At 72.1% G+C, this 20,149-nt stretch carries 22 protein-coding genes; 11 read left to right on the top strand and 11 right to left on the bottom strand.

Features of this window, described 5'->3' with window-relative positions:
• Window positions 1–90 precede the first annotated feature (90 nt).
• Window positions 91–672 (bottom strand): M23 family metallopeptidase, encoded by a 582-nt coding sequence (locus tag V7E45_RS18495; protein WP_333775284.1) that lies wholly within the window; start codon window positions 670–672, stop codon window positions 91–93.
• A gap of 279 nt (window positions 673–951) precedes the next feature.
• Here V7E45_RS18495 and rpsB point away from each other — a divergent pair, with 279 nt between their 5' ends.
• From rpsB to V7E45_RS18520, 5 genes are all read left to right on the top strand, one after another.
• Window positions 952–1,890, top strand: coding sequence for a 30S ribosomal protein S2 (rpsB, locus tag V7E45_RS18500; RefSeq protein WP_333775285.1), 939 nt, complete (start codon window positions 952–954; stop codon window positions 1,888–1,890).
• 167 nt (window positions 1,891–2,057) lie between these two features.
• On the top strand, window positions 2,058–2,894 hold the full coding sequence (gene tsf, locus V7E45_RS18505; RefSeq protein WP_333775286.1) for a translation elongation factor Ts: 837 nt from the start codon (window positions 2,058–2,060) through the stop codon (window positions 2,892–2,894).
• Window positions 2,895–3,085: 191 nt separating this feature from the next.
• Window positions 3,086–3,844 (top strand): UMP kinase, encoded by a 759-nt coding sequence (gene pyrH, locus V7E45_RS18510; RefSeq protein WP_333775287.1) that lies wholly within the window; start codon window positions 3,086–3,088, stop codon window positions 3,842–3,844.
• A gap of 180 nt (window positions 3,845–4,024) precedes the next feature.
• Complete coding sequence (gene frr / locus V7E45_RS18515) at window positions 4,025–4,582, top strand: ribosome recycling factor (RefSeq protein ID WP_333775288.1); 558 nt, start codon at window positions 4,025–4,027, stop codon at window positions 4,580–4,582.
• Window positions 4,582–5,754, top strand: a complete 1,173-nt coding sequence (locus V7E45_RS18520) for a phosphatidate cytidylyltransferase (protein ID WP_333775289.1) — start codon at window positions 4,582–4,584, stop codon at window positions 5,752–5,754. Before frr ends, V7E45_RS18520 begins: the two co-directional genes overlap by 1 nt.
• A 117-nt stretch (window positions 5,755–5,871) precedes the next feature.
• On the opposite strand, the gene V7E45_RS18525 is transcribed toward V7E45_RS18520, so the two are convergent.
• The 5 genes from V7E45_RS18525 to V7E45_RS18545 form a co-directional block, all read right to left on the bottom strand.
• Window positions 5,872–6,690, bottom strand: a complete 819-nt coding sequence (locus tag V7E45_RS18525; RefSeq protein WP_333775290.1) for an SMI1/KNR4 family protein — start codon at window positions 6,688–6,690, stop codon at window positions 5,872–5,874.
• On the bottom strand, window positions 6,687–7,016 hold the full coding sequence (locus V7E45_RS18530) for a deoxyxylulose-5-phosphate synthase (protein WP_333775291.1): 330 nt from the start codon (window positions 7,014–7,016) through the stop codon (window positions 6,687–6,689). Before V7E45_RS18530 ends, V7E45_RS18525 begins: the two co-directional genes overlap by 4 nt.
• A gap of 72 nt (window positions 7,017–7,088) precedes the next feature.
• A complete protein-coding gene (locus V7E45_RS18535; RefSeq protein ID WP_333775292.1) occupies window positions 7,089–7,748 on the bottom strand; it encodes a YceI family protein in 660 nt (219 codons plus the stop codon).
• 150 nt (window positions 7,749–7,898) lie between these two features.
• Window positions 7,899–8,264: a hypothetical protein gene (locus tag V7E45_RS18540; protein ID WP_333775293.1), complete on the bottom strand. Its 366-nt coding sequence runs from the start codon at window positions 8,262–8,264 to the stop codon at window positions 7,899–7,901.
• Window positions 8,265–8,381: 117 nt separating this feature from the next.
• Window positions 8,382–8,546 (bottom strand): hypothetical protein, encoded by a 165-nt coding sequence (locus V7E45_RS18545; RefSeq protein WP_443056091.1) that lies wholly within the window; start codon window positions 8,544–8,546, stop codon window positions 8,382–8,384.
• Window positions 8,547–8,614: 68 nt separating this feature from the next.
• Here V7E45_RS18545 and V7E45_RS18550 point away from each other — a divergent pair, with 68 nt between their 5' ends.
• The 6 genes from V7E45_RS18550 (at window position 8,615) to V7E45_RS18575 (ending at window position 14,830) form a co-directional block, all read left to right on the top strand.
• A complete protein-coding gene (locus V7E45_RS18550) occupies window positions 8,615–8,773 on the top strand; it encodes a hypothetical protein (RefSeq protein ID WP_333775294.1) in 159 nt (52 codons plus the stop codon).
• A gap of 147 nt (window positions 8,774–8,920) precedes the next feature.
• Entirely contained in the window at window positions 8,921–10,027 is a 1,107-nt protein-coding gene (gene rlmN, locus V7E45_RS18555; RefSeq protein WP_333775295.1) for a 23S rRNA (adenine(2503)-C(2))-methyltransferase RlmN, read from the top strand.
• Between the two features lie 212 nt (window positions 10,028–10,239).
• Window positions 10,240–11,337 (top strand): thiamine ABC transporter substrate-binding protein, encoded by a 1,098-nt coding sequence (locus V7E45_RS18560; RefSeq protein ID WP_333775296.1) that lies wholly within the window; start codon window positions 10,240–10,242, stop codon window positions 11,335–11,337.
• A 47-nt stretch (window positions 11,338–11,384) separates the two neighbouring features.
• Window positions 11,385–12,986, top strand: coding sequence for an ABC transporter permease (locus tag V7E45_RS18565; protein ID WP_333775297.1), 1,602 nt, complete (start codon window positions 11,385–11,387; stop codon window positions 12,984–12,986).
• Entirely contained in the window at window positions 12,986–14,008 is a 1,023-nt protein-coding gene (locus V7E45_RS18570; protein ID WP_333775298.1) for an ABC transporter ATP-binding protein, read from the top strand. The genes V7E45_RS18565 and V7E45_RS18570 overlap by 1 nt, the downstream gene beginning before the upstream one ends.
• Window positions 14,009–14,032: 24 nt before the next feature.
• Window positions 14,033–14,830, top strand: coding sequence for a maleylpyruvate isomerase family mycothiol-dependent enzyme (locus V7E45_RS18575; protein ID WP_333775299.1), 798 nt, complete (start codon window positions 14,033–14,035; stop codon window positions 14,828–14,830).
• Window positions 14,831–15,438: 608 nt separating this feature from the next.
• Here the strand turns inward: V7E45_RS18575 and V7E45_RS18580 are convergent.
• From V7E45_RS18580 to V7E45_RS18600, 5 genes are all read right to left on the bottom strand, one after another.
• Entirely contained in the window at window positions 15,439–16,092 is a 654-nt protein-coding gene (locus tag V7E45_RS18580; protein ID WP_333775300.1) for an LAETG motif-containing sortase-dependent surface protein, read from the bottom strand.
• A gap of 193 nt (window positions 16,093–16,285) precedes the next feature.
• Window positions 16,286–17,413, bottom strand: a complete 1,128-nt coding sequence (locus tag V7E45_RS18585; RefSeq protein WP_333775301.1) for an LOG family protein — start codon at window positions 17,411–17,413, stop codon at window positions 16,286–16,288.
• Window positions 17,414–17,451: 38 nt separating this feature from the next.
• Entirely contained in the window at window positions 17,452–17,859 is a 408-nt protein-coding gene (locus V7E45_RS18590) for a VOC family protein (protein WP_333775302.1), read from the bottom strand.
• Window positions 17,860–17,956: 97 nt separating this feature from the next.
• Entirely contained in the window at window positions 17,957–19,381 is a 1,425-nt protein-coding gene (locus V7E45_RS18595; RefSeq protein ID WP_333775303.1) for a hypothetical protein, read from the bottom strand.
• Window positions 19,363–20,103, bottom strand: coding sequence for an ABC transporter ATP-binding protein (locus V7E45_RS18600; RefSeq protein WP_333775304.1), 741 nt, complete (start codon window positions 20,101–20,103; stop codon window positions 19,363–19,365). The genes V7E45_RS18595 and V7E45_RS18600 overlap by 19 nt, the downstream gene beginning before the upstream one ends.
• Window positions 20,104–20,149 lie beyond the last annotated feature (46 nt).

Raw genomic sequence — 20,149 nt, forward strand, 5'->3', positions numbered from 1 at the left:
CGGCACCGGTGCGAGCGCCCCCCTCGCGCCGATGGCACGCCACCGGGCCACCCCATCCCTGGCCGGCCACCCCGTGTGCGGCGCGCCCCCTCACCCCGGCAGTGGGACCTCCAGGACCGGCAGCAGCCGGGCTGGGCCGTTGCGCAGGAGCCAGGGTGGGAGGAGGGAGAGGGGGTTGAGGTAGGTCTCGCCGCGCAGGAGGCCCCAGTGCAGGCAGGTCGTGGGGCAGTGCGGTGCGGGGGGCTCGACCGTGCCGAGCATCTCGCCCGCCCGCACCTCGTCCCCCTTCCGCACCGACGCGCGGACCGGCTCGTAGGTGGTCCTCAGGTCCGTGCCCGTCAGCTCCACCGACACCACGCCCCGCCCGGCCACCCGGCCGGCGAAGGACACGCGGCCGGCCGCGACCGCCCGTACCGGGTTGCCGGGCGTCGCGCCCAGGTCGACACCCCGGTGCCCGGGCCCGTACACCGTCGCCGGCGGCTCCCAGCCCCGCAGCAGCACCGGCCGTACCCCCACCGGCCAGGCGCGCCCGATGGCCGGAACCTCGCCCCCGGGCGGTGGCGCGGGTGCCGGGGCCGGAGTGTCGGCGCGGGCCGGGGGAGCCGGCGCGGACACCGCGCAGACCAGCGGCAGACCTGCCCACAGCGCCATGTATCGCATCGCTCGTCGCATGCGAGAACCCTCCACCGGACGAACCGATCATGGCCGGGATCTGTGGACAACCCACCGGTTGTGGACAGCGGCGTCACCCGCCGCCCCGCCGGTCCCGTACACTTCTTCTGGCGATCCGGGTCACCGGGTCGACTTCGCACGCCCCGGTACGGCATCCGGAAACGGTTCGTACCAAGCGCCCCTCGGTCCCTAGTGGCACGGCGCAACGCGGGCGTCAGGCGCGGCCGCCGTCCGGCGGACGCGGCACAACCGAGAAATTCAATTCAAGGAGATACGGCCATGGCCGTCGTCACGATGCGGGAGCTGCTGGAGAGCGGCGTCCACTTCGGTCACCAGACCCGTCGCTGGAACCCGAAGATGAAGCGCTTCATCTTCACCGAGCGCAACGGCATCTACATCATCGACCTGCTCCAGTCGCTGTCGTACATCGACCGCGCCTACGAGTTCGTCAAGGAGACCGTCGCCCACGGCGGCACGGTCATGTTCGTCGGCACGAAGAAGCAGGCGCAGGAGGCCATCGCCGAGCAGGCCACCCGCGTCGGCATGCCCTACGTCAACCAGCGCTGGCTGGGCGGCATGCTCACCAACTTCTCCACCGTCTACAAGCGTCTGCAGCGCCTCAAGGAGCTCGAGCAGATCGACTTCGAGGACGTCGCCGCGTCGGGTCTCACCAAGAAGGAGCTTCTCGTGCTCTCGCGCGAGAAGGCCAAGCTGGAGAAGACCCTCGGTGGTATCCGCGAGATGCAGAAGGTGCCCAGCGCCGTCTGGATCGTGGACACCAAGAAGGAGCACATCGCGGTCGGTGAGGCCCGGAAGCTCAACATCCCGGTCGTCGCGATCCTCGACACCAACTGCGACCCCGACGAGGTCGACTACAAGATCCCGGGCAACGACGACGCGATCCGCTCCGTCACCCTGCTCACCCGCGTGATCGCCGACGCCGTCGCCGAGGGCCTCATCTCCCGCTCGCGCGTCGCCACCGGTGACAAGGGCGAGAAGGCCGCCGGCGAGCCGCTCGCCGAGTGGGAGCGCGACCTCCTCGAGGGCGAGAAGAAGGCCGACGAGGCCGCTCCGGCCGCCGAGGCCGCCCCCGCCGCCGAGGCCCCCGCCGCCGAGGCCGAGAAGCCGGCCGAGGAGGCCCCTGCCGCCGAGGCCCCCGCCGCCGAGGCCGCTCCCGCCGCCGAGGCCGCTCCGGCCGCCGAGGGCGAGCAGGCCTGACGTCAGCGTTGACGGCGGGGGCGGCACCAGCAGCGCCTCCGGCGCGGTGAAGTCCGCCCCCGCCGTTCACCCGCAGGTCGGCACGCCGTCCGTTGTCCGCGATCACATGTGGACCGGAGCGTGCCGCTCTCCGATCTCCCAAGACTTCGAGAAAGACTCACAGACTCATGGCGAACTACACCGCCGCCGACGTCAAGAAGCTCCGTGAGCTCACCGGCGCCGGCATGATGGACTGCAAGAAGGCGCTGGACGAGGCCGAGGGCAACGTCGAGAAGGCCGTCGAGGCGCTGCGCATCAAGGGCCAGAAGGGCGTCGCCAAGCGCGAGGGCCGCTCCGCCGAGAACGGCGCCGTGGTCTCCATCATCGCCGACGACAACTCCTCCGGCGTCCTCGTCGAGCTGAAGTGCGAGACGGACTTCGTCGCCAAGGGTGACAAGTTCCAGGCCGTGGCCAAGGCCATCGCCGAGCACGTCGCCAAGACCGGCCCGGCCGACCTCGAGGCCCTGCTCGCCTCCGAGATCGAGGCCGGCAAGACCGTCCAGGCGTTCGTGGACGAGGCCAACGCCAACCTCGGCGAGAAGATCGTCCTGGACCGCTTCGCGCAGTTCGCCGACGGCTACGTCACCGCCTACATGCACCGCACCATGCCCGACCTGCCCCCGCAGATCGGTGTCCTGGTCGAGCTCGACAAGCCGAACGCCGAGATCGCCAAGGGTGTCGCCCAGCACATCGCCGCCTTCGCGCCGAAGTACCTCGCCAAGGACGACGTCCCGGCCGAGGTCGTCGAGTCCGAGCGCCGCATCGCCGAGGAGACCACCCGCGCCGAGGGCAAGCCCGAGGCCGCGATCGCCAAGATCGTCGAGGGTCGCCTGAACGGCTTCTTCAAGGACGCCACGCTGCTCGGCCAGCCGTACGCGCTGGACAACAAGAAGTCGGTCCAGAAGGTGCTGGACGAGGCCGGTGTCACCCTGAAGCGCTTCACGCGCATCAAGGTCGGCATCTGAGTCCGTACCGCGATCGACGCGCGACCCCTATAGGGTCGACAGCAGTCGTCCGGGCACACCGCCACACCCGGGCACGTGGCGGACGGCAGCAGATCTGACGAGGAGGCCATTGCCGCGCATGGGAGCGAAAAGCGAACCCATCGGCAATGGCCTTCTTCGTATGTGCAACACGTGAAAGAGGCGGGATCTCCATGACCACCAAGCCCCAGAAGAGCGACGACGGCAAAGTACACGGCCGGTTTCTGCTGAAGCTGTCCGGAGAGGCCTTCTCCGGTGGCGGGGGCCTGGGCGTGGATCCGGACGTGGTGCACAAGATCGCCCGTGAGATCGCCGCCGTCGTCCGCGACGGCGCCGAGATCGCGGTCGTCATCGGCGGCGGCAACTTCTTCCGCGGCGCCGAACTCCAGCAGCGCGGCATGGACCGGGCGCGCTCCGACTACATGGGCATGCTCGGCACCGTGATGAACTGCCTCGCCCTCCAGGACTTCCTGGAGAAGGAGGGCATCGACAGCCGGGTGCAGACCGCCATCACCATGGGCCAGGTCGCCGAGCCGTACATCCCGCTGCGCGCCGTGCGCCACCTGGAGAAGGGCCGCGTGGTCATCTTCGGCGCCGGTATGGGCATGCCCTACTTCTCCACCGACACCACCGCCGCCCAGCGCGCCCTGGAGATCGACGCCGAGGCGCTGCTCATGGGCAAGAACGGCGTGGACGGGGTCTACGACTCCGACCCCAAGACCAACCCCGACGCCGTCAAGTTCGACGCCCTCGGCTACGGCGAGGTCATCACCCGCGAGCTCAAGGTCGCCGACGCCACCGCGATCACCCTGTGCCGTGACAACAAGCTGCCGATCCTCGTGTTCGAGCTCCTGGCGGAGGGCAATATCGCGCGGGCCGTCAAGGGTGAGAAGATCGGCACGCTGGTGGGTGACCACGACAGCCGGAACTGACCGGTACGCCCGGTCGCCGGTACGACACCTGTCCGGGGGACGGACGGGACGCGCCCTGGCCGGGGGATGGACAATGTCCTGCCGGTCGGGAACCGTGCAGGAAGAAGACGCGACGCAGCCGGCCGCCGCCCCTACGGGGAACCGCAGCCGGGCCTTACTCAAGACACGCAGGAGCAAGTGGTGATCGAAGAGACCCTCCTCGAGGCCGAGGAGAAGATGGAGAAGGCCGTCGTGGTCGCCAAGGAGGACTTCGCCGCGATCCGCACCGGCCGTGCGCACCCGGCGATGTTCAACAAGATCGTGGCCGACTACTACGGCGCCCTGACGCCGATCAACCAGCTGGCCTCGTTCTCCGTGCCGGAGCCGCGGATGGCCGTCGTGACGCCGTTCGACAAGAGCGCGCTGCGCAACATCGAGCAGGCGATCCGCGACTCCGACCTGGGCGTCAACCCCAGCAATGACGGCAACATCATCCGTGTGGTGTTCCCCGAGCTGAACGAGGAGCGCCGCCGCGACTACATCAAGGTCGCCAAAAGCAAGGCGGAGGACGCCCGGGTGTCGATCCGCTCCGTGCGCCGCAAGGCCAAGGACGCCATCGACAAGCTGATCAAGGACGGCGAGGTCGGCGAGGACGAGGGCCGCCGCGCGGAGAAGGAGCTGGACGACACCACGGCGAAGTACGTCGCCCAGGTGGACGAGCTCCTGAAGCACAAGGAAGCGGAGCTGCTCGAAGTCTGATGAGCGACTCTTCCTGGGGGGCACCGCCGGCGGCGGGGCAGGCCGGGTACTGGGGGCCCACTGCGGGTGGGCCTGTCCAGGGGGCTGCCCCGGCGGGTCCCGCGTACGATGCGCCTCAGGCGCAGCAGACTCGCCCCATGCCCGTCGTGCCCGACGACCCCGCCCACGGCGGGGCCCAGGACGACGACCGGGGGGCCGCTCGGCTGAGCGGCCCCTTGTTCCGAGACGAGACGCAGGGTTTCGCCCGCCGTTCGACCAGTCCGACGCACGACCCGACGCTGAACCCCACGCAGAGTCCCAGGCAGAATCCGGAGCCCATGTCCCACGCCCCGCAGCCGGCGCCAGCGCCGCAGAAGAAGAGCGCGGGCCGTGACCTGAGCGCGGCCATAGGGGTCGGCGTGGGCCTCGGGGTGCTGATCATCGCGTCCCTGTTCATCGTCAAGGCCGTGTTCGTCGGTGTCGTCGCGGTCGCCGTGGTGGTCGGCCTGTGGGAGCTGACCAGCAGGCTTCAGGAGCGCAAGGGCATCAAGGCGCCGCTGGTGCCGCTCGCGGTCGGCGGCGCGGCGATGGTGGTCGCCGGCTATGTGCGGGGTGCCGAGGGCGCGTGGGTGGCCATGGCGCTGACGTCCCTCGCCGTGCTGGTCTGGCGCATGATCGAGCCCCCCGAGGGCTACCTCAAGGACGTCACGGCCGGCGTCTTCGCCGCGTTCTACGTGCCGTTCCTGGCCACGTTCGTGGCGATGATGCTCACCGCCGACGACGGCTCCTGGCGCGTCCTCACCTTCCTGCTGCTGACCGTCGTCAGCGACACGGGCGCGTACGCGGTCGGCTGGCGCTTCGGCAAGCACAAGCTCGCCCCGCGCATCAGCCCCGGCAAGACCCGCGAGGGCCTGCTCGGCGCGGTGCTGTTCGCCATGGTGGCGGGCGCGCTGTGCATGCAGTTCCTGATCGACGACGGCCGCTGGTGGCAGGGCCTGCTGCTGGGCCTCGCGGTCGCCGCCAGCGCCACCCTGGGCGACCTCGGTGAGTCCATGATCAAGCGGGACCTGGGCATCAAGGACATGGGCACCCTGCTTCCCGGGCACGGCGGCATCATGGACCGGCTCGACTCCCTGCTGCCGACGGCGCCCGTGGTGTGGCTGCTGATGGTGGTGTTCGTCGGCTCGGCGTGACCGGAGCCGGTTCCCCGGCCGTGAGGCTTGCGGCTCCGCGGGCCTCGTCCTGAGCACAGGACGGGGCCCGTCGGCCTGTCCGGCGGCGACCCGCCCGCCCCCGGCCTCTGCCGGCCGCTACTCGGCCTCGACTGCTGCCTCGGCCTCGGGCTCGTCCTCTTCCGCGTCCCAGTCGGCCAGTGGCGCGCCACGCGCGGTGGTGATCTCCAGCACCGTGCACCCCATGAGTCGTACGGCGGCGAAGAGCCGGTCGCGGGCCGCGACCCGGTCCCGGGGCGGGAAGGCGACGCGTATCTGGCTCGGGTGCGAGCGCTCGTAGGTGAGCTGCCAGTCGGTGTCGGCGGTCGCGAAGTGGTCCTGGCCGCTCGCGCCGTCCTCGGACTGCCAGGAGCCCCGGTCCAGAGTCGGTGCCAGCACGTCCCGCAGGATGCGCAGCCGCTCGGCATACGGCCGGGAGCCTTCCGAGAGCCGCAGGCACCGGTGCGCCCGTGGCCGGAACGCGTTGAACCAGGGCTCGAGGTCCGGCTCCATGTCCTCCAGGACGGTGGAGCGCAGGCGCGCGGTCACCCACTCCTCGATGAAGCGGGACGTGCTCAGGGCGTGCTCCTCCCGCCCGGTGCCCCGCCCGTGGATCACCACCGGCCACTCGTCGGGGTCTCCCTCGGTACGCCAGCACAGCCGGTCGGCGTCCATGGTGCCGCCCCACACGAGGAGCCCGTCGTAACGCTCCAGGCCGTTGTGCCGGTTCGTCCCGAACGGGGTGCGCAGGTACAGGTAGTCGCAGAACTCGCCCCAGCCGTACGTCTCGACCAGCAGCCGGTAGTCCGCGGGAAGCCGCACCCCGAGCCGGGCCTCGGCGTCGGCCCAGTCCCCGTGCCCGTCGACCGGGGCGGCCGGTGGGGCCACGGCCCGGGTGAGCGCGTCCAGGCCGGTCACGGCAGTTCGGCCCGGGCCAGCGCCCGGGCGGCCGGTTCCCCGCTGCGGCGGGCGTACTCCAGCCGCTCCCGCACCTCGCGCGGGGAGCGCGGGCGGAACCCGGGGCCGCCGCAGCAGCTCTTGTGGAAGCCCAGGCCCGCGTGCAGCAGCACGGTGAGCGTCCGCCAGGCCGCCCGGTCCCGCTTCGGTGGCGCCGCGAAGGCCGAGCCGGCGTACGTCAGCGCACCGGCGCAGCGTGGGCAGACGCGCTCGCGCCACGGATCGTACGGCTGCTTGTACGACACCCGGCAGGACAGGCACACGTACGACGTCTTCGCGGCAGGCATGGCCTCAGCGTAGGGAGCCGCGGGGTGCGGGCCAAGCATGTTTCGGGGTGACCCGGAAGTCGGCGGCGCCGCTCAGGAGGTGACCGAGCCCCGGATGGCGGCGATGTCGAACTGGAGGCGCACCTTGTCGCTCACCATGGCTCCGCCCTGGGCCAGCCGGGCGTCGTAGGTCAGGCCCCACTCGGACCGGTCGATGGTCGTGGTGCCGTCGAAGCCGACGCGCTCGTAGCCGAAGGGGTCGGTCACATGGCCGATGTAGGTCAGTTCCAGGACGACCGGGCGGCTGGTGTCCTTGATGGTGAGGTCGCCGGTCATGCGGTAGACGTCCTGGCCGACGAGCTGTACGGCGGAGCTGGTGAACGTCATCCGGGGGTACGCGGCGGCGTCGAGGAACTGGCGGCTCACCAGGTGCGCGTCGCGCTGCTCGACACCGGTGTGGACGCTGGCGGTGTACAGCACGAGGTCGGCCCGGGACCGGCCGGGATCGCGGCCGTCGAAGTAGAGACGGCTCTCGTACTCCGTGAAGGCGCCCCGCACCGTCGTCACCATCGCGTGCCGCACGGAGAACCCGATCCTGCTGTGCGCCGGGTCGATCATCCACTCGCCGGTGAGGGAGGCGAGACCGGGATCGGGCAGGACAGCGGTACCACGGGAGGCCGGGGCGGCGGTCGCCACCGAGGACACGGACGGCTCCGGGCGCCGGGGGTGAGAATTGCGGCCGAAAAGGTTCATGGAGCACCTTGTTACGTCAGCGCAAGCACCCGGACAACCCCCGACCAGGAAACCCTCCCGTTCACCGGCAGAACTTCACAAGACGGCCGTGCGCCTCCCCGGCGAGGCCCAAGTCCGCCACGGCCGGCCTCGGCGCGCCTCCCCCGCTGATCAGGGAAGGTCCGTCAGCTCCTCCGCGTAGACCTGCGACAGGGGCTGCGGACCCACGTACTGCTGGCAGTTGCACTGGCCGGCCTCGAAGCGGAGCGGCTTCTTGTTCTCGTCCCAGGCCGTGGGCACCTCGACGCGTTCATGGCACCGGCCACGCTTGTCGTGCTTGGCGAGGTGGTGGGTGCAACCGCACACCGGCTCCGGGGGCTTGTGCGCCGCCTCGACGGCCAAGCGCTCCTGCTTCGCCGCCTCCAGCAACTGCAGTTTGCGCTCATGCCGGTTGCGCAGCGCGGTGCGGGCGTTGTCGGCCACCCACGCGAAACCACCCGTCCAGAAGATGATCAGAACCCACCAGAACCAGTCCATCGACCGCCCCTTCCCCGTGTCCTGCCGCAAGCCAGCGTAGAGGGGCTCGGGTCATCTTGATCCCGGTGTGAGAGCGCCCGTCCACACTGAGGTGGACGGGCGTTCTGGACCGATGGTTCAGGCGAGGGTGCCGGTGTCGACGACGAAGCGGTAGCGGACGTCGGAGGCCGGCACCCGCTCGTACGCCTCGCCGACCTTGTCCGCGAAGACGACCTCGGCTCCGATGTCGTGCCCGGCGCGGAAGTCGAGCGTCTCCTGGGCCAGGACGACGCCGCCGATCACCGACCCGGCGAAGGAGCGGCGGGCGCCGATGAGCGGCGAGACGTTCAGGCCCCATACGTACAGAGGGCGTGCCGTACGCCACAGCGCCGGCGGAGGTCACGGCCATGCCGCTCGGGATGGGCCTCCCGGCCCTCGGGGCCTTCGTCAGTGGGGAGGTCATCCCGGACGCCGCCCACAACCACCAGGTCAAGGTCCGGCTCAATGAGTGGAGGGCAGTCGACGAGTGATCTTCGCCGGGCCTTCTCCGGGCCTTCTCCGGGCCGTCTCCGGGCCGTCCGAGGCCGCTCAGTGCCGACCGGCGACGACTACTGACGACAGTCGTAGCAGACGACAGCCGCAGGTCACCGAGTTTGATCTGCGACACTGGTAACGCCATGCCTAATCCCGGAGAACTCACCTTTGTCGCGCCGCGCGGAGCCAAGAAGCCGCCGCGGCATCTTGCCGATCTCTCGCCTGCCGAGCGCAAGGACGTCGTGGCCGAGATCGGTGAGAAGCCGTTTCGTGCCAAGCAGCTGTCGCAGCACTACTTCGCGCGGTACGCGCCTGACCCGGAGCAGTGGACCGACATCCCCGCCGGGGCGCGCGGCAAGCTGCAGGAAGCGCTGTTCCCCGAGCTGATGACCGTCGTGCGGCATCTGTCGACCGACCAGGGGACGACCCGCAAGACGCTGTGGCGGCTGTTCGACGGGACGCTGGTCGAGTCCGTGCTGATGCGCTACCCGGACCGGGTGACGATGTGCATCAGCTCGCAGGCCGGGTGCGGGATGAACTGCCCGTTCTGCGCGACCGGGCAGGCGGGGCTCGACCGGAACCTGTCGACCGCCGAGATCGTGCACCAGATCGTGGACGGGATGCGGGCGCTGCGGGACGGCGAGGTGCCCGGCGGGCCCGCGCGGCTCTCCAACATCGTCTTCATGGGGATGGGCGAGCCCCTCGCCAACTACAAGCGCGTCGTGACGGCCATCCGGGCGCTCACCGACCCCGCGCCCGACGGGCTCGGGCTCTCGCAGCGCGGGATCACGGTGTCGACGGTCGGGCTCGTGCCGGCCATCCACCGGTTCGCCGACGAGGGCCTCAAGTGCCGGCTCGCGATCTCACTCCACGCCCCCGACGACGAGCTGCGCGACACCCTCGTCCCCGTGAACACGCGGTGGAAGGTGCGCGAGGTGCTCGACGCCGGGTTCGAGTACGTGGAGAAGTCCGGGCGCCGGCTGTCCATCGAGTACGCCCTGATCCGGGACATCAACGACCAGGCATGGCGGGGCGACCGGCTGGGCCGGCTGCTCAAGGGCAGGCCGGTGCACGTCAACCTCATCCCGCTGAACCCGACGCCCGGGTCGAAGTGGACCGCCTCGCGGCCCGAGGACGAGAAGGCCTTCGTCGAGGCCATCGCGGCGCACGGGGTGCCGGTCACCGTCCGGGACACCCGTGGTCAGGAGATCGACGGAGCCTGTGGTCAGCTCGCCGCCACCGAGCGGTAACCTGACCCGGTCAGAACATCTTCATATTCCGACAGGGGAGCGCCACAGCGCTGAGAGTGCGGCAACCGGGCCGCAGACCCTCTGAACCTCGCCCAGGTCATTCTGGGTAGGAAGTTCGGTCACCACTCAAGCTGTTGCGCCCTGCCCGGGTTCCCTCGCGGAACCCGGGCAGGGCCGCGTCTCTTCCTGGCCAACCCCCAGGAGGAAAACCAGTGCACCACAAGACCTTCGTGGCCGCGGCGGTCGGGCTCGGCCTGGTCACCATGTCCGCGCTGACGGGATGCGGGTCGACGGACGCCAATGGGTCCAACGCCACGGGGTCCACGGACACCAAGACCGTGACCCTGGTCAGCCACGACTCGTGGGCCGTCTCCAAGAACGTGCTCAAGGACTTCGAGAAGCAGTCCGGGTACAAGGTCAGGGTCCTCAAGAGCGGCGACGCCGGCCAGGCCGTCAACAAGGCGATCCTGACCAAGGACAACCCGCAGGGCGACGTCTTCTTCGGCGTCGACAACACCCTGCTGTCCCGGGCCCTCGACAACGGACTCTTCCAGCCCTACGAGGCCAAGGGACTCGGCACCGTCGGCGCCCAGTACCAGCTCGACAAGGCCAAGCACCGCGTCACCCCGATCGACTTCGGTGACATCTGCGTCAACTACGACAAGGCCTACTTCGGTGAGCACCGGCTGAAGCCGCCGCAGACCTTCGCCGACCTGGCCAAGCCCGCGTACAAGAACCTCCTCGTCACCGAGAACGCCGCCACCTCCTCGCCCGGCCTCGGCTTCCTGCTCGGCAGCGCCGCGAGCTACGGCGACCAGGGCTGGCCGGACTACTGGAAGAAGCTCAAGGCCAACGGCGTCAAGGTCGTCGACGGCTGGGAGCAGGCCTACTACCAGGAGTTCTCCGGCTCGTCCGAGGGCAGGAAGGCCGGCGGCGACCGCCCGCTCGTCGTGTCCTACGCCTCCTCGCCGCCCGCCGAAGTGATCTACGCCAAGAAGCGGCCCAGCACCGCCCCGACCGGTGTGGCGAGCGGCACCTGCTTCCGGCAGATCGAGTTCGCCGGGCTGCTGAGCAACGCGCACAACACCAAGGGCGGCAAGGCGTTCGTCGACTTCCTGCTCTCCAAGAAGTTCCAGCAGGACATGCCGCTGAACATGTTCGTCTACCCGGTGGTGAAGGGCGCGGCCGTACCCGCCGACTTCACCGAGTACGGGCCGGTCGCCAAGAACCCGGAGACCATGGCCCCCGGGAAGATCGCCGCCAACCGTGACCAGTGGGTCAAGTCGTGGACGTCGCTCGTACTGAAGTAGCCCCCCACGGGGGCGGCCGCACGAGGAGCGCGGCGCGGCTCGGCCTGATGGCCCTGCCCGTCGCGTTCTTCGCGGTGTTCTTCGCCTGGCCGGTGGCCGCGATCGTCGCACGCGGACTGAAGGTGGACGGCGCCTGGCAGTTCGGCCGGATGGCGGACGTCGTCACCCAGCCCGACATCCGGCACGTGCTGTGGTTCACCACCTGGCAGGCCCTGGCCTCCACCGCGCTCACCCTGCTGCTCGCGCTGCCCGCCGCCTACGTCTTCGCCCGCCTGGACTTCCCCGGCAGACAGCTGCTGCGGGCGGTCGTCACCGTCCCGTTCGTGCTGCCGACCGTCGTGGTCGGTACGGCCTTCCTCGCCCTGGTGGGGCGCGGCGGGCTGCTGGACGAACTGTGGGGCGTACGGCTGGACACCACGGTGTGGGCGATCCTGCTGGCGCACGTCTTCTTCAACTACGCGGTCGTCGTCCGCACGGTGGGCGGGCTCTGGGCCCAGCTCGACCCCCGGCAGGAACAGGCGGCCCGGATGCTCGGCGCCTCCCCCCTGCACGCCTGGCGGAAGGTCACCCTGCCCGCGCTCGCGCCCGCCGTGGCCGCCGCCGCGCTGATGGTGTTCCTGTTCACCTTCACCTCCTTCGGTGTCGTGCAGATCCTCGGCGGACCCACGTTCTCCACCCTCGAAGTGGAGATCTACCGGCAGACCTCCGAGATCTTCGACCTGTCGACGGCCGCCGTCCTCACCCTCGTCCAGTTCCTCGCGGTCGGCGCGATCCTCGCCGTGCACGCCTGGACGGTACGGCGCCGGGAGACCGCGCTGCGCCTGGTAGACGCGGCCACGACCGCACGCCGGCCGCGCGGTGCCGGGCAGTGGGCGCTGCTCGCCGGGGTCCTCACCACCGTCGTGCTCCTCGTCCTGCTGCCGCTCGGCGTGCTGGTCCGGCGCTCCCTCGACGCGCCCGACCTCGGCTACTACCGGGCGCTGACCGATTCCGACGGCGGAACCTTCCTCGTGGCGCCGCTGCACGCCGTGTGGACCTCGCTCCAGTACGCGGCGGCCGCCACCGCCATCGCCGTGCTCATCGGCGGTCTCGCCGCCGCCGCGCTGGCCCGCCGGGACGCGGGGCGGCTGGTACGGGGCTTCGACGCGCTGCTGATGCTGCCGCTCGGTGTCTCCGCCGTGACCGTCGGCTTCGGCTTCCTGATCGCGCTCGACAAGCCGCCACTGGACCTGCGGCAGTCCTGGATCCTGGTGCCGCTCGCCCAGGCGCTGGTCGGCGCACCCTTCGTCGTGCGGACCATGCTGCCCGTGCTGCGCGCCGTGGACGGGCGGCTCAGGGAGGCGGCGGCCGTGCTGGGCGCCTCGCCCTGGCGGGTGTGGCGGGAGGTCGACCTGCCACTGGTGCGGCGGGCGCTGCTGGTCGCGGCCGGGTTCGCGTTCGCCGTGTCGCTGGGCGAGTTCGGGGCGACCGTGTTCATCGCCCGCCCCGACAACCCGACCCTCCCGGTCGCCGTCGCCCGCCTGCTGAGCCGGCCCGGCGACCTCAACTACGGGCAGGCGATGGCCCTGTCCACGATTCTGATGGTGGTGTGCGCGGCCGCGCTGCTGGTCCTGGAGCGGCTGCGCACCGACCGGACGGGGGAGTTCTGATGCTGCTGAGCCTCGACGCCGCGACCGTGCGCTTCGGCGGGCGGCCCGTGCTCGACGCGGTCGACCTCGCCGTCGCCGAGCACGAGGTGGTGTGCGTGCTCGGGCCCAGCGGCAGCGGCAAGTCGACCCTGCTGCGGGCGGTGGCGGGGCTGCAGCCCCTGGACGGCGGGCGGGTGCTGCTCGACGGCCGGGACCAGTCGGGTGTCCCCGCGCATCGGCGGGGTGTCGGGCTGATGTTCCAGGACCACCAGCTCTTCCCGCAGCGGGACGTCGGCGGCAACGTGGCGTTCGGGCTGCGGATGCACGGGGTGCCGAAGGGCGAACGGGACGCCGACATCGCTCAGTTGCTGGACCTCGTCGGGCTCCCGGGGGCGGCCCGGCGGGCGGTGACCGCGCTGTCCGGGGGTGAGCAGCAGCGCGTGGCCCTCGCCCGGGCGCTCGCACCCCGCCCCCGGCTGCTCATGCTGGACGAACCCCTGGGTCAGCTCGACCGCTCGCTGCGGGAGCGGCTGGTGGTCGAACTCCGCGAGCTGTTCGGCCGGTTGGGCACGACCGTGCTCGCCGTCACCCACGATCAGGGCGAGGCGTTCGCGCTGGCCGACCGGGTGGTGGTGATGCGGGACGGCCGTATCGCCCAGTCCGGGACGCCGCTGGAGGTCTGGCAGCGGCCGGCGGACGAGTTCGTGGCCCGCTTCCTCGGCTTCGACAACGTGGTCCCGGCGACGGTCGCCGACACGGCCGCCGACACCCCCTGGGGCAAGCTGCCCGTGCCCGACGGCTCCGCCGAGGGCGCGCGGCACCTGCTCGTACGGCCCGCCGGGGTGCGGCTCGTGGCGGCCGACGAGGGGCTGGCCTGCACGGTGACCGCCCGCACCTTCAAGGGCACCCATGTGGCCGTGCGCCTCCAGCCCCGGGACGGCGGCCCGCGCCTGGAGGCGGCCTGCGCGCTGCGGGACGCCCCGGCGGTGGGCGACGCGGTGGGCGCGCAGTTCGACGGGGCCGAAATCGTCGTGCTCGGATGATCACCGCCGCCTAGGGTAAGGGGCATGACCTTGCTCGCACATGACCGATACTGCGACGAAATCGCCCACCAGGTAGCCGAGTTGAGGGCGGTGGTGATGTCCGGGACGGACCTCGCCGCCATCGTGCCGACCTGCCCGGACTGGTCGCTGGAAGACCTCGTCCGCCACATGGGAGGCGCGCTGCGCTGGGTGAACGCCCTGGTGCGCGAGCGAGCGCGGGAGGACGTCCCGTTCGACCGGATCCCGCTCTGCGAGGGCCCGCGGGAGCGGGGTGACGCGGCCGCGCTGGACACGTGGCTGGGCGAGACCGGCGACCTCGTCGTGGAGGCGCTGCGTGAGGCCGGTCCCGACACCAGGGTGTGGAGCTGGGCCGGCATTCCGACCTCCGGCTTCTGGGCCCGGCGCATGGCCCACGAGATCACCGTGCACCGCGCCGACGCCACGCTCGCGGCCGGGCTGCCGTACGCGGTCGCGCCCGACATCGCCGCCGACGCGCTCGACGAATGGCTCCAGATCGTGGAGTGGGCGCAGCGCACCGCCTCCCATCCGTCGGTCGCCGAACTGCGCGGCCCCGGCCGCACCATCCATCTGCACGCCACCGACACCGAGCCCGGCCTGAACGCCGAATGGCTCATCGAGCTGGGCGAGGACGGTGTCGTCTGGCGGCGCGGCCACGAGAAGGCCACCGTCGCCCTGCGCGGCGCGCTCACCCCGCTGCTGCTCGCCTTCTACCGGCGCCTGCCGCTGGACGCCCCCGGCCTCGAGGTGCTGGGCGAGCGCGAGGTGCTGGAGTTCTGGCTGGAGCGGTCCTCGTTCGGCTGAGCCGATCCTGCGCGGGCCGTCTGCCGCCTGGGCCGGACGCCTGCGGTTGCGGTCGGGCGCTCGATGCCTGCGGCCGGATGCCTGCGGCTTACGGCCCGGCGCCTGTGGCCTGCGGCCGGCCGCCCGCGCTCTGGCGCCTGCTGTCTGCTGCCTGCGGCCCGGCGCCTGCCGTCTGCGGCTTGCGGTCCGGCGCACCTGCTGCGGCCCGCGGCCTGCGGTCCGGCGCCTGCGGTCTGCGGTCGGATGCCTGCGGCTTGCAGCCCGGCGTCCGCTGCCCTGCGGCCTGCGACCCGCTGCCCGGCGTCCGCTGCCCTGCGGCCCGCGCCCACTGCCTGCTGCCTGCGGCTCGACGCCTGCGGCCCGCGCCCGTTGCCTGCGGCTCCCCGCCTGCGACCCGCTGCCCGGCGTCCGGCGCCTGCGGCTCGACGCCTGTGTCCAGGCGCCCGCCGCCCACGGTCCGCCGCTCACCGCCCACGGTCCGCCGCCAGCCGCCAGCCGCCAGCCGCCAGCCGCCAGCCGGGCACACGACCGCAGCCCGTCCCCCGGGGGTACGGGGACGGGCCGGGTGTTGCACGAGCGGTGGTGCCGGGGTGTCGCGAGGCGGAGCGTCAGCTGCCGGCCTTGGCCCCACGGCGACGCATGCCGAAGTAGACCGCGCCACCGCCGACGACGACCAGGGCACCCGCGACACCGGCGATCAGGCCGGTGTTGGAGTTCGCGCCGGTCTCGGCGAGGTTCGAGTCACCGGTCGCCGGGGACGGCGCGTTGCTCGCCGGGGCGGCCGGGGCGGAGCTGGTGCTCTCGGAGGCCGACGGGGTCGGCGTCGAGGCCGGGGTGGACTTCGACGGCTTCGGCGTCGGGGAGGCCGGCGCGGTCGGAGTCGAGGACTCCTCCTTCTTGCAGGCCGTGGACTGCGTCACCAGGTTCGGCGTGATGTCGTCGTCGACACGGCCGGCCTTGACGTGGATGCGGTAGGTGGCGTCGGGCTTCCAGTTCTCCTGGAAGGTGACCGGGGTCCCGTCGGCGGAGCCCTTGACCTCCTGCGGCCGGCCGACTTGCTTGTCGTCGGCGCCGTTGTTCTCCAGGAACACGGTGATCACGGCGGGGGTCGCGGAGGCGTCGTAGTCGGTCACGACGATGACGCCCTTGTCGCCGTCACACTTGGCTTCGGCCTTGAACTCGCTGATGTTGCACGCGAGCGCCTGGCCGGCGACGCCGAGGGCCAGAGCGGCGGTGGCGGAGGCAACACCCAGGATGCGCACGGAACGGCGTGCACTGCGGCGGGTTATGGACAACGTTTGTCCTTTACAGAGTGCAGAACTGCGGGGGGTTTCGAGGGAGTTGAGACACCCGGTCGAGGCGAGGCCCCAACGCCCCCTGGAGTCTCACAGGTTTATAAGCGCTCCATAAGAGGTGTCAATGCATATGCCCGCAGCCACCGTTGACTTTACCTGCTTATTGCCCGCAGAGACGTTTCAACGCCCCGGGAGCCTGCTCGATCCGGTCAACGAGGGCGATACGGGACTCCATCGACCGTCCCCCCGCAAGTGACCGCAGCAGCGGCCAGGCCGGCAGCTCGCGCGTCCAGTGCTCCTCGTCCACCAGCACCATGGGCGTGGGCTCGCCCCGCGACTCGTAGTAGTTGGGCGTCGCGTTGTCGAAGATCTCCTGCACGGTGCCCGCGGCGCCCGGCAGGAACACCACACCGGCGCCCGAGCGGGACAGCAGGCCGTCCTCACGCACGGAGTTGGCGAAGTACTTGCCGATGTGCGCGGCGAAGGCGTTCGGCGGCTCGTGGCCGTAGAACCAGGTGGGGATGCCCACCGACTCCCCGCCGCCGGGCCAGCGTTCGCGCACCTCGAAGGCGGCTCGTGCCCAGTCGGTGACGGACGGCCGGAACGAGGGCGCCTTGGCGAGGACCAGGAGCGCCTCCTCGAGCATGCCGTCGGCGAACGGGGCGGCGTACGCGCCGAGGTTGGCCGCCTCCATTGCGCCGGGCCCGCCGCCGGTGGCGACCGTGAAGCCCGCGCGCGTCAACTGCCGTCCCAACCGGGCGGCTCCGGCGTATTCCACGGTGCCACGGGCCATCGCGTGGCCGCCCATGACGCCCACCACGCGTGCGTCGGCCAGGAGTTCGTCCAGGGCGTCGGAGACGGCGTCGTCATGGATCGCGCGCAGCATCGACGCGAAGATGTCGCCGTCGGTCCTGGTGCGCTGGAACCAGGCGTACGCCCGGGCGTCCGGGGTCGCCTCGTAGCCCGCGCCGAGCGAGTGGAACAACTCGTCGGGTGTGTAGGCGAATCCGCGGTACGGATCGAAGGGGAGTCCCGGGACGGGCGGGAACACCAGGGCCCCGGACGCGCCGACGCGGGAGGCCGCCTCGGGCTCCATCGGGCAGCCGAGGAAGACGGCGCCCGTGGTGTCGACGGTGAGCAGGGTCTCGGTACGGGCCGTCAGGTCGACGGCCTGGACCCGGAATCGGGCCAGTGAGCCGTGCGTGGCGACCGCCTCGTCGAACTCGGCGAGGGACTCTATCTCGCGGTCGTGGGCGGCTCGGTGCGGCTGGGCGGGTGTCGGATGCACCCGCCCATGCTAGGCACCCCTGGCCGACCGTGGGACGCTCAGCCCTGCACCGCGGCCGGGTCCATCCACGTGACCTCCCAGGTGTGGCCGTCGAGGTCGTCGAAGGCCCGGCCGTACATGAAGCCGAGGTCCTGGGTCTGTCCGCCGGCCGAGCCGCCCGCCGCGACCGCCTTCTCGACCAGCTCGTCCACCTTCTCGCGGCTCTCCGCGCTCAGGCAGATCAGCACCTCGCTGGTGCGGGTCGAGTCGGCGATCTCCTTCTTCGTGAACTTGGCGTAGTGCTCCTTGCTGAGCAGCATCGCGATGATCGTGTCGCTGATCACGACGCACGCGCACTCGTCGGTGCTGAACTGCGGGTTGATCGCGTAGCCGAGCTCGGTGAAGAACTTCTTCGACGCCTCGACGTCGTCGGTGGCCAGGTTCACGAAGATCATCTGCTGGTACATGGGGGTTCCTCCCGGGATGCCGTCCGTGTCGTTCGCGTGGGTAGACACCGGCCCGGCGGGAAACTCATCGCCGCGCCGGTGACTTTCTCCCGGGCGCTCAGCGGGCCGACGGAAGCGCCGCCAGGTCGGCGACGGCCACGGTGAGCGGGCCGAACAGGACGAGCAGGGCGGCCGCGCGCAGGGCGGCGGCCCCGCGCAGCATGGTGGCCGGGGCGCCGAGGCGCAGCAGTGCGGCCGTGGTCTCGGCGCGGCACTGGCGGGCCTCGACGGCCGCCGTCAGCAGGGTGGCCACCGTGCAGCCCGTGACGACCAGCGCGCCGAGGGTGGTCAGCGGGCCGAAGACGGGGGCCTGGCCGTGGGACAGGGAGGTCAGGGCGTAGGCGGCCGAGGACACCGCGCAGAGCACGCCGAGCGGGCGGCCGATCCGGGTGGCCTCCGCCATGAGTCCCCGGCCGGCCAGCAGCCGCAGGGCCCCCGGGCGCGCGGACTGCAGCAGGCGCCCGCACAGGTGGGTCAGCCCGGGCCCGGCGAGGACGAGCCCGAAGGCGGTGAGGACCCAGCCGGCCAGGACGGCGACCGCGTCGGCGGGGAGGTGGATGAGCGCGGGGGTGGAACGGCCGGTGTACGCGTGCACGGTGAGGCCGGCGGCCACGGTCGCGACGCCCCAGGGCAGACCGGCGGGCGCCGCACGGGGCGCCGGGGGAGGGGCGAGGGCACCTGGCCCATCCGGGTGCGCGTCGGCGTCCTCGGCGACCGTGGTTCCCGCGACGACCGCCGTCGCGGTGCCGCCCGCCGAGGCGGTGTCGGCGGCCGCGGCGCCGGTCCGGGCGCCGTCCTCGCCGGCCCGGCCGTCGGCCGCGTCGCCGGCGCGCCGGTCGCTGTCCGGTCGTCGTGCGGGAGCGCGCAGCCGCGCCCCGAACCTGCCGTACGCCCCGAACGTCTCCCTGCCGGCGGTGTGGCCGTACGCCCCGAAGCGGCCGAGGGCGCGCGTGCTCCGGCCGGCCGGGCGCGGGTCGCGCGGGCGGAGGGCGAGGGCCACCGTCGCGCAGGCGAGCGCCGGGACCAGGGCCAGCAGGGTCAGGGCGCCGGGGAGCGGCAGCGGCCGGCCGGTGGCCAGGAACCCGGCCGCCGCGCCGTCGAGGGGCAGGCCCGTCAGATCGCCGCGCAGGTGCAGGAAGGCCACCAGCGCGAGCAGCGAGCCCAGCGTGGTGGACAGGGCCGTGGTCAGGGCGGAGACCGCCATCAGGCGGGCCGGGCCGAGGCCGACGGCCGACAGGCCCGGGCGGGGCCGGGTGCCGGGGTCGGTGCGGGCCACCGCGAGCGCGAAGTGGACGGTGGCCGCGAGCGGGACCACGCACCAGGCCAGCCGCGGCAGGGCCGTGCCCGGCGTCTCCGGGTGACCGAGGGCGTAGCCCAGGGCGCCGAGCAGCAGGAAGCCGGTGCCTGCCGAGGCGGCGGCCACCAGCAGGCGGCGCAGCTGGACGGCGGGCCGCGCCGCGCGGGTCAGCCGGAGAGCGAGCACGCGGCCCGGCCTTCCGTCTCGGCGGCCTCCGGCAGGTGCACGGTCCTCACCCGCCGTCCGTCCCGCAGCGAGACGGTGCGGTCGGCGAGGGCGGCGGTCTCGGGGTCGTGGGTGGCCAGCACGACGGTGATGCCGTGCGAGCGGGCCGCCGTGGTGAGGGTGCGCAGCACGTGGGCGCGGTCGGCGCGGTGCAGCGGCGCGGTCGGCTCGTCGGCGAAGAGGACCGTGGGTCCGGGAGCGAGCGCGCGGGCGATGCAGACGCGCTGGCGCTCGGCCTGCTGGAGCCCGCGCGGCCGCTTGCGCGCCAGCTCGCCGACGTCGAGGCGCTCCAGCCACTCCAGGGCGGCCACCTTGGCCCGGCGGCGGCCGACGCCGCGCAGCATCAGGGGCAGGGCGGCGTTCTCCCACACGTTCAGCTCCGGTACGAGCACGGGGGCCGGGTCGATCCAGCCGAACCGGTCGCGGCGCAGCCGCTCCCGGGCCACCGGCCCCATGGTGTGCACGGGCGTGCTGTTGAACCACACCTCGCCGCCCTGGGCCCGAACCAGGCCGGACAGGCAGCTCAGGAGGGTGGTCTTGCCGCTGCCGCGGGGGCCGTCGACGGCCAGGATCTCGCCCTCGCGCACGCCGAGCGAGACGCCGGCCAGGCCGGGCGAGCCGTCCTGGTGCCTGAAGTGCAGAGCGCGTGCCCACAGCACGTCGTTGTCCGGCGGGGCCTCCATGGGCGTACACCTCGGTTCTGATCCGTTTTCCCGTGCCTCGTCCCCC

Origin of the sequence: Streptomyces sp. IBSBF 3136 (assembly GCF_036815105.1) — a bacterium.
GTDB lineage: Bacteria > Actinomycetota > Actinomycetes > Streptomycetales > Streptomycetaceae > Streptomyces.